The 15,893-nt window shown below is 67.7% G+C and carries 11 protein-coding genes and 1 pseudogene; 2 read left to right on the forward strand and 10 right to left on the reverse strand.

The window, feature by feature from the left end; genetic code table 11:
- Positions 1–48 precede the first annotated feature (48 nt).
- The 3 genes from IFSED24_RS13105 to IFSED24_RS13115 all read right to left on the reverse strand — a co-directional run bounded on the left by IFSED24_RS13105 (position 49) and on the right by IFSED24_RS13115 (position 3,933).
- On the reverse strand, positions 49–942 hold the full coding sequence (locus tag IFSED24_RS13105) for a DMT family transporter (protein ID WP_491331919.1): 894 nt from the start codon (positions 940–942) through the stop codon (positions 49–51).
- The gene (gene bcp, locus IFSED24_RS13110) at positions 939–1,403 is read right to left on the reverse strand and encodes a thioredoxin-dependent thiol peroxidase (RefSeq protein WP_491331920.1); all 465 of its coding nucleotides are present in this window, start codon (positions 1,401–1,403) and stop codon (positions 939–941) included. Before bcp ends, IFSED24_RS13105 begins: the two co-directional genes overlap by 4 nt.
- A gap of 76 nt (positions 1,404–1,479) precedes the next feature.
- Positions 1,480–3,933, reverse strand: a complete 2,454-nt coding sequence (locus IFSED24_RS13115) for a PAS domain S-box protein (RefSeq protein WP_491331921.1) — start codon at positions 3,931–3,933, stop codon at positions 1,480–1,482.
- Between the two features lie 177 nt (positions 3,934–4,110).
- Between IFSED24_RS13115 and IFSED24_RS13120 the strand changes: the two genes are divergently transcribed.
- On the forward strand, positions 4,111–5,145 hold the full coding sequence (locus IFSED24_RS13120; RefSeq protein WP_491331922.1) for a glycosyltransferase family 9 protein: 1,035 nt from the start codon (positions 4,111–4,113) through the stop codon (positions 5,143–5,145).
- A gap of 69 nt (positions 5,146–5,214) precedes the next feature.
- Here IFSED24_RS13120 and IFSED24_RS13125 read toward each other — a convergent pair whose 3' ends face one another.
- The 3 genes and pseudogenes from IFSED24_RS13125 to IFSED24_RS13135 all read right to left on the reverse strand — a co-directional run.
- The gene (locus tag IFSED24_RS13125; protein WP_491331923.1) at positions 5,215–6,135 is read right to left on the reverse strand and encodes a phosphate acyltransferase; all 921 of its coding nucleotides are present in this window, start codon (positions 6,133–6,135) and stop codon (positions 5,215–5,217) included.
- Positions 6,136–6,199: 64 nt separating this feature from the next.
- Complete coding sequence (gene buk / locus IFSED24_RS13130; RefSeq protein ID WP_491335058.1) at positions 6,200–7,333, reverse strand: butyrate kinase; 1,134 nt, start codon at positions 7,331–7,333, stop codon at positions 6,200–6,202.
- Positions 7,334–7,435: 102 nt separating this feature from the next.
- A pseudogene (locus tag IFSED24_RS13135) lies at positions 7,436–8,410 on the reverse strand (phosphate acyltransferase); the annotation flags it as partial.
- Between the two features lie 162 nt (positions 8,411–8,572).
- Between IFSED24_RS13135 and IFSED24_RS13140 the strand changes: the two are divergent.
- Positions 8,573–9,088: a L,D-transpeptidase gene (locus tag IFSED24_RS13140; RefSeq protein ID WP_491331924.1), complete on the forward strand. Its 516-nt coding sequence runs from the start codon at positions 8,573–8,575 to the stop codon at positions 9,086–9,088.
- Positions 9,089–9,501: 413 nt separating this feature from the next.
- Here the strand turns inward: IFSED24_RS13140 and IFSED24_RS13145 are convergent, their stop codons facing one another.
- From IFSED24_RS13145 to IFSED24_RS13160, 4 genes are all read right to left on the reverse strand, one after another.
- Positions 9,502–10,497, reverse strand: coding sequence for a radical SAM protein (locus IFSED24_RS13145; RefSeq protein WP_491335059.1), 996 nt, complete (start codon positions 10,495–10,497; stop codon positions 9,502–9,504).
- Between the two features lie 28 nt (positions 10,498–10,525).
- On the reverse strand, positions 10,526–10,801 hold the full coding sequence (locus tag IFSED24_RS13150; protein ID WP_491331925.1) for a PqqD family protein: 276 nt from the start codon (positions 10,799–10,801) through the stop codon (positions 10,526–10,528).
- A gap of 167 nt (positions 10,802–10,968) precedes the next feature.
- Positions 10,969–13,737 (reverse strand): protein kinase domain-containing protein, encoded by a 2,769-nt coding sequence (locus tag IFSED24_RS13155; protein WP_491331926.1) that lies wholly within the window; start codon positions 13,735–13,737, stop codon positions 10,969–10,971.
- A gap of 123 nt (positions 13,738–13,860) precedes the next feature.
- Positions 13,861–15,678 carry a sulfatase-like hydrolase/transferase gene (locus tag IFSED24_RS13160; protein ID WP_491331927.1) on the reverse strand — a complete coding sequence of 606 codons (1,818 nt, stop codon included), beginning with the start codon at positions 15,676–15,678 and terminating at the stop codon, positions 13,861–13,863.
- Positions 15,679–15,893: the final 215 nt, after the last annotated feature.

The raw sequence follows: 15,893 nt of genomic DNA on the forward strand, positions 1-15,893 counted from the left end.
GCCCGGCCTGCGTTTCCGCGCCACCACGCTCCGGTTGAGAGACGGAGCCTAGCCAGCCGGGATGGGCCGCCGCTTCCCCTCGCGCAGCAGCAGGCTCACCAGCACCAGCAGTCCGGCCGCCACGAGCCGCCAGGTCACCGGTTCGGCCAGCAGCACCACCGACAGCACCGTGGCCACCACCGGCTGCAGGAACACGAAGAGCGCCACCCGCGAGGCCTGGGTGTGCTTGAGCGCCCAGAGGTTGAGGAAGTAGGTGATCACCGTGGCGCCCACGACCACGTAGGCCATGCTCCCCCAGGTGATCGCCGGCAGCGCGGCCAGCGGCGCGCGCAGCAGCTCGGCGCCGCCGTAGAGCGCGATCCCCAGCGCGCCGAAGCAGAACACCACCATGGTGGCGCCCAGCGGATCGTGGCGGGCCATCACCCGTCCGCTCAGGGCGACATACAGCCCGTAGCTCACCGCGTTGGCCAGGGTCAGCAGGTCGCCCACGAGGTAGCGGGCATCGAGCTGGAAACGGTCGACCTCGAGCAGGATCAGCACGCCGACCATGCCCGCCACCAGCCCCAGCACCTTGCGCCGGGTGAGCCGCTCCTGACGCAGCAGCACCGAGCCCACCAGCGCGAACAGCGGGATCTGGCTGCAGATCAGCGCCGAGTGGGCCGGCGTTGTGCGGCTGAGCCCCTCGAGGAAGAGGATCTGGTTGAAGGTCACGCCCAGCAGCGCGCAGCCGGCGAGGTACCAGAGGTCGCGGCCGCGCGGCAAGCGGCTGCGCATGGCCGCCGCCAGCGCGGCCAGGATCACCAGCGCCGAGAGCGAGCGCAGCGTGGCCCAGGCCGCCGGATCCAGCGCCGTCACCACCTGCTTGCTCACCAGGTAGTTGACCCCGAAGAGCAACTGCACCGTGACCAGGGCCGTGCGGACCCGCGCCGGCCCGGCGCTCAATCCTCGCCCTTGAGGAACGCCACGGCGCGCGCCACCGAATCCTTGGGGCTGACCTTGAGGTGCTGGTCGACCAGCTTGCCGTTCTCGTCGATGACCCAGTGGCTGCGGATCACGCCCTCGTAGGTCTTGCCGTACATCTTCTTCTCGCCCCAGGCGCCGTACCTGGCGAGGACCGCGTGGTCGGGGTCGCTGAGCAGGTCGTAGGGGAAGTTCTCCTTCTCACGCCAGCGCTGGAGCCTGGCCACCGGATCGGGGCTCAGGCCCAGCACTACCGCGCCGGCGGCCTCGACCTCGGCGTAGGCGTCGCGGAAACCGCAGGCCTGGGTGGTGCAGCCGCTGGTGGCGGCCTTGGGATAGGCGAAGAGCACCACCTTGCGGCCCTGGAAGTCGCTCAGCTTGACCTTGGCGCCGTCCTGGTTCTGCAACGTGAAGGCGGGGGCTTTCTTGCCGACGTCGGGCATGTCTCACTCCTCGATCTCGGGTGGTATCGACCATGACGGCGCCAAGGATAACGCGTGACCGGCCGCGCCGCCTCCCTCACTCCTGGTCGAGGATCGCCCGCACCCGCGCCAGCAGATCGACCCCTTCGAAGGGCTTCTGGATCAGCTCGAACCCCTCGTCGAGCACGAAGTTGGTGTGCACGCCGTTGAGGCTGTAACCGCTGGCGAAGAGGAAGCGCAGCCCAGGGACCCGCTCGCGAACCTGGTCGTAGACCTCGCGGCCGCCCAGCCGGGGCATGACCACGTCCAGGATGGCCAGGTCGCATTCCTGGCCGCGTTCCTCGAGCAGCGCCAGCGCCTCGGGACCGTCGGGGGCGGTCAGCACCGTGTAGCCGGCCCGCTCGAGAACCACCCGCATGAGGTCGCGCACGCTCTCGTTGTCCTCGGCCACCAGGACGGTCTCGCTGCCGCCCTCGGCTTGCCGGGGCATCTTGCTGCCGACGCTGGCGGCCGGCCGCTCCACCAGCGGCAGGTAGATCTTGAAAGTGGTGCCGCGACCGGGCTCGCTGTAGATGTGCACCAGCCCCTCGTGCTGGCGGACGATCCCGTAGACCGTGGACAGGCCGAGGCCCGTGCCCTTGCCCGGCTCCTTGGTGGTGAAGAACGGCTCCCAGATGTGTTGCATGGTCTGCGTGTCCATGCCCTCGCCCGAATCGGTCACACTCAAAAGCACGTAGCGGCCCGGGCGCGCCCAGGCCTCGTTGCGGCAATATTCAGCATCGAAGAACACGTTCTCGGTCTCGACGGTCAGCACGCCGCCGTCGGGCATGGCGTCGCGGGCGTTGATGCAGAGGTTCATGACCACCTGCTCGACCTGGCCGCGATCGGCATGGACGGTGCCGAGGCGGTGGCCCGGCAGCCAGTCGATGCGGATGATCTCGCCCAGCGTGCGCTCGATGAGCGCGAGCATGTCGGTGACCACGAGGTTGAGGTCGAGGTCCACGGGGTCGATGACCTGACGACGGCTGAAGGCCAGGAGCTGGCTGACCAGCTTGGCCGCGCGCCCGCCCGCCCGCGACACCTCGGCGATGCTGCCGTGCGCCGGATCGTCGGCGGGCATCCCCTCCAGCGCCATCTCGGCGTGGCCGTTGATCACCTGCAGCAGGTTGTTGAAATCGTGGGCCACGCCGCCGGCCAGCTGGCCCACGGCCTCCATCTTCTGCGCCTGGCGCAGCTGCTCCTCGAGCTCGCGCTGGGCGGTGATGTCGCGGGCCACGGCGAAGAGGAGATTGTCCTCGGGCACGGGGAACGAGTTCCACGACAGCCAGACGTAGGAGCCGTCCTGGCGCTGGTAGCGGTTGCGGAAATCGAGGAGGGGTTTGCCACCATCGAGCTCCTCGCCGGCGGCCAGCGTCTCGGCGCGATCATCGGGATGGACGAACTCGATCCAGGGCTTGCCCTGCAGCTCGGCGGACGACCAGCCGAGGATCCGGGTCCAGGCGGGGTTGGTGGCCACGAAGCTGCCGGTGTTCATGTCGGCCACGCAGAGCGGGTCGGGGGAGTACTCGAATAGGAGCTCCAGATCGCGTTCGGCGCGCTTGCGGGCGTCGATGTCACGGGTCACGCCGCTGAGCACTCGGCGGCTACCGTCGTACGCCTGGACGAACCGACCGCTGCTGGCCAGCCAGCGGTACGAGCCGTCGGGGAACACCACCCGATACTCGCAGGAGAACTGGGTTCCGTCCTGCTGCGCCTGCTCGATGGCCAGCCTGAAATCGGCGACATCGTCGGGATGGATCAGGCTGGCGATCGTATCGACATCTTCGACCAGGTTGTTCGGTGCCAGGCCGAACAGCTCGGCCTGCCGCTCGTTGTAGGCCACTTGCCCGGTGTCGGGCTCTAGCTCGAAGGTGCCCAGACGCGCCCCGTCGAGCGCCAGCTGGAGCTGCTGCCGCGAGTCGCGCAGCGCCTGCTCGTCGCGCTTGCGACGCGTGATGTCGTGCAGGATGCAGTGGGTGCGCTGGAAGACGCCGTCGGTGTCGGCCTGGATCCGTCCGTTCACCGTGACGGTGACCTTGCTGCCGTCCTTGCGGGTGAGCACGAACTCCGCATCCTCCAGCACGCCGCTCGCCTTGAACTGGGGGAAGCGTTCCTGCATGAGCACGAGCTGCGAGGCCTCGAGGAACTCGCCCATGTGATGGCCCACGACATCGTCCCGTGCGAAGCCGAGCAGATCGAGCCAGGCCTGGTTGACGTCGAGGAGCCGGCCCTCCTCATCGAGCGACTGGTACGCCGTGGGAGCGCCCTGGAAGAGCGAGCGGAAGTACTGCTCGCGTTCGACGAGTTGATCCTGGATCGCCAGGTTGCGCGAGTGCTCGCGCCGGACGAGCCAGAAGATGAGCGCCGCCGAGGCCACCACGAAGAACAGGCCCTTGGCGTTCTGCAGCGAGACCAGGACCGCGTCGTTGCCGGCGGACAGGAGCAGCGCCACACGGTCGCTGAGCAGGATCCAGAGCACGCTGGCCAAACCGTAGATCAGGGCGATCTTCAAGGCTGGAATCCAGAGACGGGACGTGAACCTGCGGTCTCGGGCGACCCTGGTGTTCATGGGCGGTCTCCGTATATGGTCGAGATCTGGGAAGTCATTAATCCCACCCCGGCACCATAACACGAGTGCGATCAGGCACAACATCTTGATTGCCGGCGGGTTCACGCGCACAATGGCGGCATGCAGACGTTGCAGAACGGCAAGCGCATCCTGGTGATCCGGGCGGGCCAGCTGGGCGACACCATCTTCGCCACCAGCGTCCTCGCGCCCCTGCGCGCGGCGTACGGCGAGGATGCGGTGATCGACTGGGTGGCCAAGCGCGGCATGGAAGGCCTGTTCGCCGCCGACGAGCGCATCGGCCGCGTTTTCGGCGTGGCCCACCGCAACCTGCCCCTGCTGCTGAACCGCGACCTGCTGCGCATCGTGCGCGCCTCGCATCGCGACCCCTACGACGCGCTGCTGAACCTCGAGCTGGGCGACCAGTTCCTCACCCTGGTGCGGCTGATCCGCGCCCGCCGCAAGTTCGGCCGCCCCTCGCAGCTGGTGGCCGACGACCGCCCCGGCGAGCACGCCGTGGCGCACATGCGCCGGATCTGCGCGCTGGCCGTGGCCCCCGCCGAGCTCGCCGACACCGCACCGGACCTGCGGGTCGCCCCGCTCGGCGCAGCCCGGCAGCGCCTGGGCCTGGCCGAGCGCTACCTCGTGCTCAACCCCACCAACAGCCACTTCCTCAAGAATGACTACCGGACCTACCGGGCCTGGCCGGTGGAGCACTGGCGCGCGTTGATGGCCCGGCTGGTGGCCGAGCGCGACGAGCAGGTCGTGCTCATCGGTGGGCGGGCCGAGGAGGAGTACTTCAAGCTGCTCGAACCGTTGCCCGCGGACGTGGTCTCGCTGGTGGGCCGGACCACGCTGCCCGAGCTGATGGGCGTGCTGGCGGGCGCGCGGGCGGTGGTCACCACGGATACCGGACCGTCCCATCTCGCCGCCGCGGTGGGCACGCCGGTGCTGGCGATCTTCGGCCCCAGCGACCACCGCAAGACCGGGCCCTACGCCACGGCGGACAACGTGGTGCGCGTGCTGCGAGCGGGGCTGGAGTGCAGCCCCTGCGTGTTCACCGACCGGCTGCGGGCCTGTCCCGAGAACCTGTGCATGAAGCTGGTGACGCCGGCGATGGTGGTGGGCGAGCTGGCAGCGGTCTTGCCGACGGAATGATCCAGCACGGGAAAGGCCTCCCCGGCACCCGGCAGGTGGGCGGAGAGGCCTCAGGTCAACTCGAGCCTGCTACTTCGCCAGCCGGCACCCCAGCGCGATCGACAGGAACTTCGATTCCTCGCTGTCGGCCCGCGAGGTCAGCACACACGGCGCCGTGGTGCCCACCACGGCGGCGGCCAGCTTGCTGCCGCCGAGCACGGTCATGCCCTTGTAGAACACGTTGCCGGTCTCGATGTTGGGGAACACGAGGCAGTCGGCGGCGCCCTCCACCGGCGAGACGAGGCCCTTGATCGCGCAGGCCTCGGGGCTGCAGGCCACGTCCAGCGCCAGCGGGCCGTCGATCACGGCGCCCTTGATCTGGCCGCGCCGGTTCATCTGGGTGATGATGGCGGCGTCGACGCAGGCGGGCATCTTGGCGTTGACCTTCTCGGTTGCCGCCAGCAGCGCCACCCTGGGCTCGGCGATGCCGAAGGCGTGGGCCGCCTCCACCACGTACTGGACGATCTTCAGCTTGGTGGGCAGGTCGGGGTCGGGAATGATGGCCACGTCGCTGACGAAGAGCAGCTTGTCGTGCAGGGCGCGGTAGCCGGGGATGTCGAGCACCGTGATGTGGCTGAGCACCGCCTTGTACGGCAGCAGGCCCTTGTCCTTGTCCAGGATCAGGCGCATGTACTTCTCGGTGCCGATGAGGCCCTTCATCAGGACGTCGGCCTCGCCCGCGCGGACCAGGCGCACGGCCTCGGCGCCGGCCCTGGCCTCGTCGGGCTCGTCGATCACGGTGAACACGGCGGCGTCCAGACCGAACTCGCCGCAGAGACTCTCGATGCGCCCCTTGTCGCCCACCAGGGTGACGTCGGCGATGTCCTCGGACGCGGCCCTGGCCGCGGCCTGGATGGTGTTCTCATCGTGGCCCGCGGCCACCGCCAGCCGGCGTGAGGGCTGGTCCTTGAGGTCGGCGACGAGCTGTTCGAGACTGCGGATGGGGGTCATGGTCGGCCTCCAGGAAAGCTGAGACGGCGAGGCCGGCGCCACCGCCGACCTCGTCCATGATAACTCACGCGGACTTGTACTGCTTCACCGGTTCGCGGCCCGTGAGCACGCGCAGCGCGCCCTGGGCCAGGGCCATCATCTCGTTCTCGCCCGGGTAGACGCTCACCCCGCAGCCCAGCGGCTCGCAGGCCTTGCGCACCAGGTTTACCAGCGGCTTGGCGCGGGCCAGGCCGCCGGTCAGCAGCACCTGGTCCACGGGGTCGCCGTCGAACGCGGGCACCATGGCGCAGATCCACTTGGCGATCTGGTAGCACATGGCCTCGAAGACCGGGGCGAAGTCCGGATCGCCCTCGAGGTACTTCTTCTCCACGAGCATGAAGTCGGCGGTGCCGAGCAGGTCGATGAGGCCGCCGCGGCCCTTGTTCTTCTTGAGCAGCTCCTCCTCGGTGTACCGGCCGCTGAAGCAGAGGCGGATCAGGTCGCCCACCGGCAGCGAGCCCGATCGCTGCGGCGTGAACGGGCCCTCGCCGTCGAGCGCGTTGTTCACGTCGAGGAAACGGCCCTGCTTGTGGGCGCCGATGGAGATGCCGCCGCCCATGTGGCAGACGATGAGGTTGAGCTTCTCGTAGAACGTCTCGTGGTCGTGGGCGTAGCGGTGCGCGGTGGCGATCTGGTTGAGCGCGTGGCTGATGGGCTTGCGCACGAGGTCCTTGAATCCGGTGAAGCGGCAGCGCTCGTCCATCTCGTCCACCACCACGGGGTCGACGATGAAGGCCGGCTTCCCCTGCGCTCCCACCAGCGCGTGGGCGATGAGCGCGCCCAGGTTGCTGGCGTGGTCGCGCTCGCCCGACAGGAGGTCCTCGCGCATGGCGTCGTTCACCGCGTAGGTGCCGTGCGGGATGGGCTCGACCAGGCCGCCGCGGGCGCTGATGGCGTCGAGCGAGTCCACCGACATGTCGTTCTTGGCCAGGAACGCCTCGATCACCTGCTTCCGGAACTCGAACTGCGCCACGATCTTCTGGCCCTCGAACGGTTCCAGCTCCTGCTCCGAGTGCTTCAGCTCCTCGGCGAAGACCTCCTCGTCGCCCTCGAAGACCGCGAGCTTGGTGGAGGTGGATCCCGGGTTGATGGCCAGGATCCGCGGGCGCGGGAAGAAGGTGTCGCGCGGGGTGCGTTGCCACTCGCCGAACTTCTGCAGACGCAGCACCGCGGCCTTCACCGCCAGCGCGGCGTCCTCGGGCTCCACGTCCATGGGCAGGTCGACCCCGCGGAAGCGGATGCCGAAGATCGCGCCGAACTTCCGCGCCTCGGGGTAGCGCGTGGAGAAGAGATGGAACAGCAGGTTGCCGGTGTCCAGGTTCGGCGTCACCAGCACGTTGGTGCCCTGGAACTTGTCGCTGTCCACGCCGCCGCGCTTGTAGAGCTGGGCCGACCGCCGGCTCAGCGCCACGTTGATCTTGACCTCGCCCTCGATGCTGATCGAGCAGTAGCGGGCGCCGCGCTGGCAGCGCTCGTCGATGAACTGGGGCAGCAGGTCGGTGGCCTGACGGACCAGTTCGGGGGACGGCCCCTCGTCGCCGCCGCGGTTGGAATAGCTGACGATGATCCCGTGGATGCCCGGCAGCTCATCCATGGGAATGAGGTCGCGCGCCACGGCGCAGGTGCCGACGGCGCTGCGCGCCAGGATCTCCGGCGTCATGGTGGCGTTCACGCCGACGTCGCCGAGGACCAGGATGTTGTGCGGGTAGAGGCCCTCGGGATGCTCGTCGGGCAGGACGATGACGCCCGCCTCGCACACCACCGGCTCCTTCTGCATGACCTTGATCATGGGCCGGAAGAAGTCGCGCGGTTCGTGGCGGGCCCCGCCGACCACGATGTCGCAGTGCCCCTCGTGCGTGGCCATGATGCCGAAGCCGGCCGGCGTGGCCACGAGGCGACGGGCCTCCTCGGGGTCGTCGGTGAGCCGACGCTCGGCGGGCAGTTCGAGGACGGCGGCGGCGAGTTCGGCCTGTAGATCCCGGCACTCGTCCAGCCTGCAGAACGCCGCCTCGCTCATGGTGAACTCGACCCGCGACGGATCGACGTGCGGCAGGTGCTCGCGGATCACCGCCAGCACCTCGTCACGACCGGCCAGGAAAACAGGACGGACGAAGCGGGGCAGCCCCAGGGCCGCCTCCACCACGCGGGGATCCTCGGGCTCGATGAACAGGACCACGGGACGGGTCCGGGTGTGGGCCACGATCTGGCGGTCTAGCGATGCGCCGATGTCGAACATGGAACGGGGTCCTCCGGAACGGGGGCGAGGGGCGACTCACGGTCCCGCGGGTCATGACCGGCGGGAGCTGCACGGCCCCAAGGTGGTGCCCGGCGGAGGGGATTTCAAGGCGTTGCCGGGGTTCGGCCGGCGGTGTTAACCTGGGGCGCGGAAGGAGTCGGCGTGAACCCGTCGCTGATCAAAAAGTCTATTGAAAAGCTGGGCTTTATCCCCGAACGCTGGTTGCTCGTGGACGTGGCGGACCAGACGGTCACGCTGCTCCATGGCCGGGACGCGGCCGCGTCCTGGCCGGTGAGCACCGCGGCCGCCGGCGTCGACGCCCGCGACGGCAGCGGCGGCACCCCCCCCGGCGTGCACCGCATCGCGCGCAAGATCGGCGACGGCGGCGATCCCGGCGCGGTCTACGTCAGCCGCGAGCCCACCGGCGAGGTCTGGGACGGCCGGCCCGACCCCCGCGACCTCATCCTCGGGCGCATCCTCACCCTCGAGGGCTGCGAGGACGGGGTCAACCGCGGCCCCGGCGTGGACTCGCAGGCGCGCTACATCTACCTGCACGGGACCAATCACGAGGACCGGATCGGCGAACCGTGCAGCCACGGGTGCGTGCGGTTGCGGCGGCAGGATGTGGTGGAGTTGTTCGCCAAGGTGGAACGGGGAGATTATCTGGTTGTACTCTAGGGCAACCATGGTTTTTGATTGATGTATTAATCTTTATTGCACATATAGAATTACACTTAAGAGTAAATTAATGAACTTTTTGATATTTTTTGTTGAATTAAAAACACTAAAGTTGTACTATACACCTTGATCGGCAGTATACTGCATATTCCCTAGCTGTATACCCAGAAGGGGGTACATCGGATGCAGAAGGCTTATGAGGCGCCCGAGGTTCACAGCGAGAAGGTCGAGATCGGTGTCTATGGGAATTATTCTGGCACTGACACGCGGGTCTGGGGCGATTCCCCTAGCATCTTCATCGGCTGCTGCCCCATCGAGTGGTAGACGCTGAACCACGATCAGGAAAATTCTCGAAGGCGAGCGGCGCTGAGCCGCTCGTTTTCCCTTGCCGGATCACGAAGGCCCCGGCTGACTCATCGCTGTGGACGAGGAAAGTGTCGACCCGCCTGACGGCATGAGGAAGGAGCCGGAGCGAGGATGTCTCCGGATTCCTGATAAGCCAGGGCAGGACATCGATGACACGACGCCCGACTCGGGCAGTCATGGCATTCGGCCACATCCCGGGCCGTCATCCTCCGCAACTCCTGCAAGAAATCGCTCGGATCGTCCTGGAAGATGGACTTCAGGCTTCGTTCCCTGATGTTGCCGATACTCCGGGGGAAGATGAGGCAGGGATAGACCTCTCCGGTCGGGCCGACCGAGATGCAGGTGCGTCCGGCATCGCAGACCAGAACGGCGCCCCCCTTGAGGTCCTCATCCGGCAAGAGGCCGCCGACGACCAGGGCTGGGTCCAGGGAGGCCAGGACATCAGCATCCAGAGCATGGGCCTGAGGGCCTGGATCGCCATCCATCCTGGGCGCCACCAGCGGCGAGGCCGTCAGGTGGACGCCTCTGGCGCTCGCGATGGCATGAATCTCTTCGAGCTCCTCGAAATTCGCCTTCATCACGGTCGTGCTCAGACGAACGGTGACCCCGCGTTCCTGCAGCAGATCGATGGCGGTCAGGACCTTGGCGAACGAACCGGGACGCCTCGTGATCCGATCGTGCGTGGCCGGGTTCGACCCCAGCAATGACATGTCGACGATCAGGACCTTGTGACGCGCAAACATGTCGGCCATGGCGGCATCCAGCAATGTGCCGGAGGTCAGGCAGTTCACGACCAGGCCAGTGTCCCTGGCGGTTGACAGGATCTTCTCCAGGTCCGGTCGGATGCAGATTTCACCCCCGGTCAGGCTCAGCTGCAAGGCACCGAGATCCACGGCCTGGTGGATCAGGTCGACCACCTCCTCGGTCGTCATCTCCGGGAGAGGCTCCTTGATGACATAGCAGTGGAGGCAATCGCAGGTGCAGAGCCGGGTCAGCTCGATGGTCAAGGTATGGATGGCCGTGTTCTGCCTGTAGAGGTCCATCAACTCCTGACGCAGATTCGTCATGGGATCACTTTCCGATCGCGAGGAGGCCCTTCGCTTCCATGGTGGAGACGAAGGTCAGCAAATCCTGTCTGGCAACGCTCTCCTCGACGGCGTAGTCGGTGCAGATCGCCGCCAGAATTCCTGCCAGCGAGCGTCGACCATCGATCAGGCCGAAGATGAAGGTGCCCAGCGCATTGGTCTGGTGGAGCTCGTTGCCCTGGGAGGAGAGGAATACCGTACTGTCGCCGATCACGCGGATGGTGAAGCGGTCCGTCCTGGTGGGAACGGTGGCGAGATCCATTAGGAAGGCCTCCAGACAGGATACAGGCTCATCCTCCTGACAGAGTCATGGACTCCATTCTCCGGTGGGAGGACGGATCAGTTCAGACACCTGGATGCAAATGATGTTCCCGCCGCCTCTACCCTGGCTGATCGAAGGGATCATGTCATCCCTGGCCACCTCCGCTATCAGCGATCCCCCCAGCCTTCCAACCCCACATACCGCGCCTGCTGCAGCACCATCCGCTGGAACGCGGCCGAGACCGTGAGGCTCTGCCCGTCCGGCGACAGCCCCATGGACTCGATGGCGCGGTCCCGGGTGAAGCCCACGAGCTTGCGACGGGAGGCCGTCGTATCCTCCCCCGGCACGAAATCCTGGACCTGGAGGCCGATGTGCCCATTGGCATCCTGGCCCACGAACACGATGCCCCGGCCGTCGGCAGTCCAGCGCGCCCGACCGAAGGTCACGGTCTGGTGCCGTTCGATGGTGGAGATGTCGATGACGAAGGGCACGGTGGCTCCGGTCTCGATCTCGACCACCCGGATCTGGTAGTTGAGGCTGTGGAAGACCACGTAGAGCGCATAGCGGCCGTCCGGCGAGACCTCGGGCAGCAGGCTGGCCACCTCCACCAGCCGCCTGGCGTCGCTGCCGTCGGGGCGGATCTTCCAGATGCCCCGCTGGGCGTCGTTGTTGCTGGAGTAGATGATCCACTGGCCATCGGGGGTCATGGTGGGATTCTCGGCATCGATCCCGTCCCGGGAGACCTGTCGCGCCTGGCTGCCGTCGGCCTTGGCGATCCAGATCTCCAGGTTTCCGCTGCGGTTGGAACTCCAGAGGATCTGCTCGCCATCGGGAGTGAAGGCCGGATCCCAGTCGTCGCTCGGATCGTCGGTGAGCTGGACGATCGCGCCGGAGGCACGGTCCAGGGTCCAGAGGTCGATGTTGCCGCTCCGGTTGGAGGAGAAGATGATGCTCCGGCTATCCGGAGCATAGGCCGGTTGACGGTCGCGGCCGAGGCTGCTGGTGAGGTCCCGCGGCTGCGTGTGCATCGGCTCCCCCGCCAGCGAATATTCCTGGAGCACGGCCAGGCCGACCTCCTCGTCGATGACGAGGTGATCGGCGTCCAGGACCGCGATGGACGAGTAGCCCCAGCCGCTGCGTGGCAGGCGCACGGGCAGCCAGAAGAGCGGTCGCGTCCGGCCGCTGTCGAGGTCGTATTCCATGATCTGGCTCGGCGAATTGGCGACGTGGGCGAGGACATCGGCCGCCTGGCCCACCACCAGCGAGCGGCCCGAGGGCGCCCAGTCCGCGGCGGTGAAGGGTCCCCACCAGTCGGTGAGCTCCAGCCGTCGCATTTCACCGCTCTGCACATCCACCAGCGCCAGGTTGCTGGCCTCGGCCACGTTGCCGGTCAGCGAGGTCAGGCAGAGAGCGATGGATTCTCCATCGGGGGACCAGCGGATCCCGTAGGTGGTCCGGTTGCGGATCTTGTTGAGGATCCGTTCGCGTCCCGACTGGACCTCGGCGACGCCGACGAAGAAGACGTTGTCGTTGGCCTCCGACGCCATGCGGATGAACGCCACCTGCGAGCCGTCCGGGGACCAATCCGCCTCCAGGACGTCGTCGAGCAGCCGGCGAGGCTGACCACCCAGAACCGCGAGGCGATAGAGGTTGCGGATGCCCCCTTCGTCCCTGACGAAGAGTACCTGCGAGCCGTCTGGAGAGAACCTCGGCAGGTCGTCGGGGCCCGTGGTGAGGGGCGCCTCGCCGCCGCCGGCCACCTGCTTGAGCCAGATCATGGCCGACCCGTCGCGATCGGAGACGAAGGCGATCACCGCCCCATCGGGGGAAGCGTCGGGAGACCAGTCGCGTCCGGAAAAGGACAGGGCGTCCAGACGGGTGGGTTGCGGGTATTCCGGCTCGTGGCGCCAGACTCCCAGCGCCACGACCACGGCCACGAGCCAACCCAGCAAGGCGAGCACCAGCGGCCAGGACCGTCGTGCCCGGCCGGCGACCGGCGTCGATGGCGGCGGCGTGACCTGGCTCGACACCGAGCTGGTGAAGGCCGACAGATCCGAGATTCCCGAGGGATCCTGCTCCAGAAGCACGTCCTCGAGGACGATGCGCGCGTCGGCGATGTGATGCAGGCGCTGCTTCAGGTCCTTGCGCAGACAACGACGCAGCAGGCGCAGGACCGCCGGAGGAACGTCCGCTGGTAGCGCCTGGGGATCGGGCTCCGACCGCAGCACCGCAGCCAGGGTGTCCGACACCGAATCGCCGCGAAACGCCGCCTTGCCCGTGAGCATCTCGTAGAGCACGCAGCCGAAGGCCCAGATGTCCGTGCGCTCGTCCACGGTCCGACCGCGGGCCTGTTCGGGACTCATGTAGGCCGCCGTGCCGAGGATCATGCCCTCGCGGGTCATGTCCGGAGCGATGGTGGGCGATTCGCTGAGATCGGCCGGGTCGGTCTCGAGGGCGCTGTCCTCGCGCACCTTGGCCAGACCGAAATCCAGGACCTTGACCTCGCCCGCCGGGGCGAGCTTGACGTTGGCTGGCTTCAGGTCGCGGTGGATGATGCCCTTCTCGTGGGCGGCCTCCAGCGCCGTGGCGATCTGGCGGGCGATGCCCAGCGCCTCCGCCGGCGGGATGGGACCGCGCAGGAGTCGCACCGCGAGATCCTCGCCCTCGACCAGTTCCATCACCAGGAAATGCTGGTCGCCATCGTCCTCGAGGCTGTAGATCGACGCCACGTGAGGATGGGCGAAGGCGGCCAGGAGCTTGGCCTCGCGGTGGAAGCGAGCGTGCCGATCGGGATCGGCGACCAGGGCCTCGGGCAACACCTTGAGCGCCACGTCGCGACCCAGCTTGGTATCTCGCGCACGGTACACCTCGCCCATGCCGCCCTGGCCGAGCTTCCCGGTGATCTCGTAGTGGTTGAGAGAATGGCCCTTTTCCACGGCGCTCCTCGGCGTATGCAGCTGCTGCGATCTCGGTCGATCAACTGCATACGATAGCCGTTCCTGACTGGAGCCGCCCGGCCTGCGGGTCCCCACCGGCCGACGCGGTTGCCTGGATCAGGATCACGACCCCCCGATTTGCTCCCTGGTCCGGTCCATCCGATCCTGCGCCCGGATCCCGCTCCGGTGGGGATCGATCTCCAGGGCCCGCGCGTAATGGCGGAGCGCCGCTTCCGGATCGCCGAGTGCGGCCTGGCAATCGCCGCGCAGCACCTCCACGCGACCGTCCCCGGGAGCCAGCGCCGCGTAGGCCTCGAGCGTCCGCAACGCGCCCGGCACGTCGTCGCTCATGATCTGGGCCTTGGCCAGCGAGCGCAGGAGGTAGGTGTCGGAGGTGGCGGCGGCCCGTTCGCCGAGCAGGGCCACCGCCGAATCGGCATGGCCGAGCCGGAGCTGGCTGAAGGCGAGCACGCGCACCGCGTTCAGGCAGCCGTCGCAGCGGGCGAGGATCCGGCGGGCCAGCCGGGCCGCCCCCTCGTAATCGCCCTGGCCGTAGAGCTGCTCGGCGCGCATGCCGTCGTTGAACTGCTGGATCATGCGCTTGGGGTCGGGCAGCGATCCGTGATCCCCGGTCCGGTTGTTGACAGTATAGCCCAGCGATTCCAGACGCGTGATCTCGTCGTCGGACAGCTGGCGCTCGGCAGCGTCCGCGACCGCGCCCGTGGTCCAGCCCGCGAGCGCGGCCTCGTACGGCCCCAGCGTGGCGCCACGTTCGGTATAGAGGTTCTTCGACTCGTCCGGATCGGCGACGAGGTCGTAGAACTCCCGGTCCGGCGCCTCGATGAACTTCTCCCCGGTGCTGCGCAGGCCGCGCAGCGGGCTGCAGTGCGCCATGCGCAGCGGCCCCTCGGTCTCGAGATAGAGCTGGCGGTCGGTCGGGATCTCGCCGAGCAGGCTGAGGCCGTCGCCGTCGCCGGCGCCGCCGTCGATGCCCACCAGATCCTCGATGGTGGCCCGCAGGTCCACCAGGCCCACGGCGCGATCGGCCAGGCGCAGCGGTCCCTGGAGCAACCCGGGCGACCAGATGACCATGGGCACCCGCATCGTCGGCTCGTAGATGAACATGCCGTGCGTCTCTTCCTGATGCTCGCCCAGCGCCTCGCCGTGATCGGACACGACGATCACGATGGTGCGGTCGGCTCGATTGCTGGCCTCGAGCCAGGCCACGAGGCGTCCGAGCTGCTGGTCGGCATAGGCGATCTCGGCATCGTACGGACGGTTCTGGAACTCCGGCCGCTGCTGCAGGGGCGAGGTGTAGGGCAGGTGCGGGTCGAAGTAGTGCAGCCAGGCGAAGAACGGCTGGTCCGCGGGCCGGTCGCGGAGCCAGGCCAGCGCCGCGTCGGTCACGTCCCTGGCCGACCGTTCGTTGAAGTCGGCCATCTGGGGACGGTAGCCGTCGCGGTGGACCTCGAAATCGTAGACGTCGAAGCCCCGGTCCAGCCCGAAGCGCTCGTCGAGGACGAAGGCGCCGACGAACGCCGCGGTGGCGTATCCCGCGTCGCGCAACGATTCGGTCAGCAGCGAGGGCTCCGGGCCGAGCGCGTCGACACCGTTGTCGTGCACGCCGTGGCGCGGCGGGTTCAGGCCCGTGAGCATGGTGGCGTGCGAGGGGAGCGTGAGTGGCACTGCCGTCACCGCGTCCTCGACCAGGATCCCCTCGGCCGCCAGCCGGTCCACGGTGGGCGTGGCGGCGTCCGGATCGCCATAGCAGCCGAAGTGGTCGCGCCGGGCGGTGTCGATGGAGACGAGCACCACGTTGAAGCCCGCGCCCGCGCCCGGCGACACGGCCTCGCCGAGCGAGGCGATGCGGTCGTTCGAGCAGCCGAACAGGGACATCAGGATGATCGGGGCGAACAGGGCTGTCGGACGGCGGATACTCATCGCGATCCTTTCATGGCCACGGGATCGAGTGGTGGTCAAACCTAACCTCATGGCCAGGGGCTGGCAATTCCACATCCCTGGAACCTACGGGTTCGCGACAAGAGCCCAAACATCACAATATCCAGGTTGAGCTAGGGAGATTCCGCCCATGGGGGTCGCCTAGCCTCGGTCCACGAGATGCAATCTCGATAGTATTTATAAAATATTGTGAGAAA

This window comes from Candidatus Latescibacter sp. IFSED24 (genome assembly GCF_058273205.1).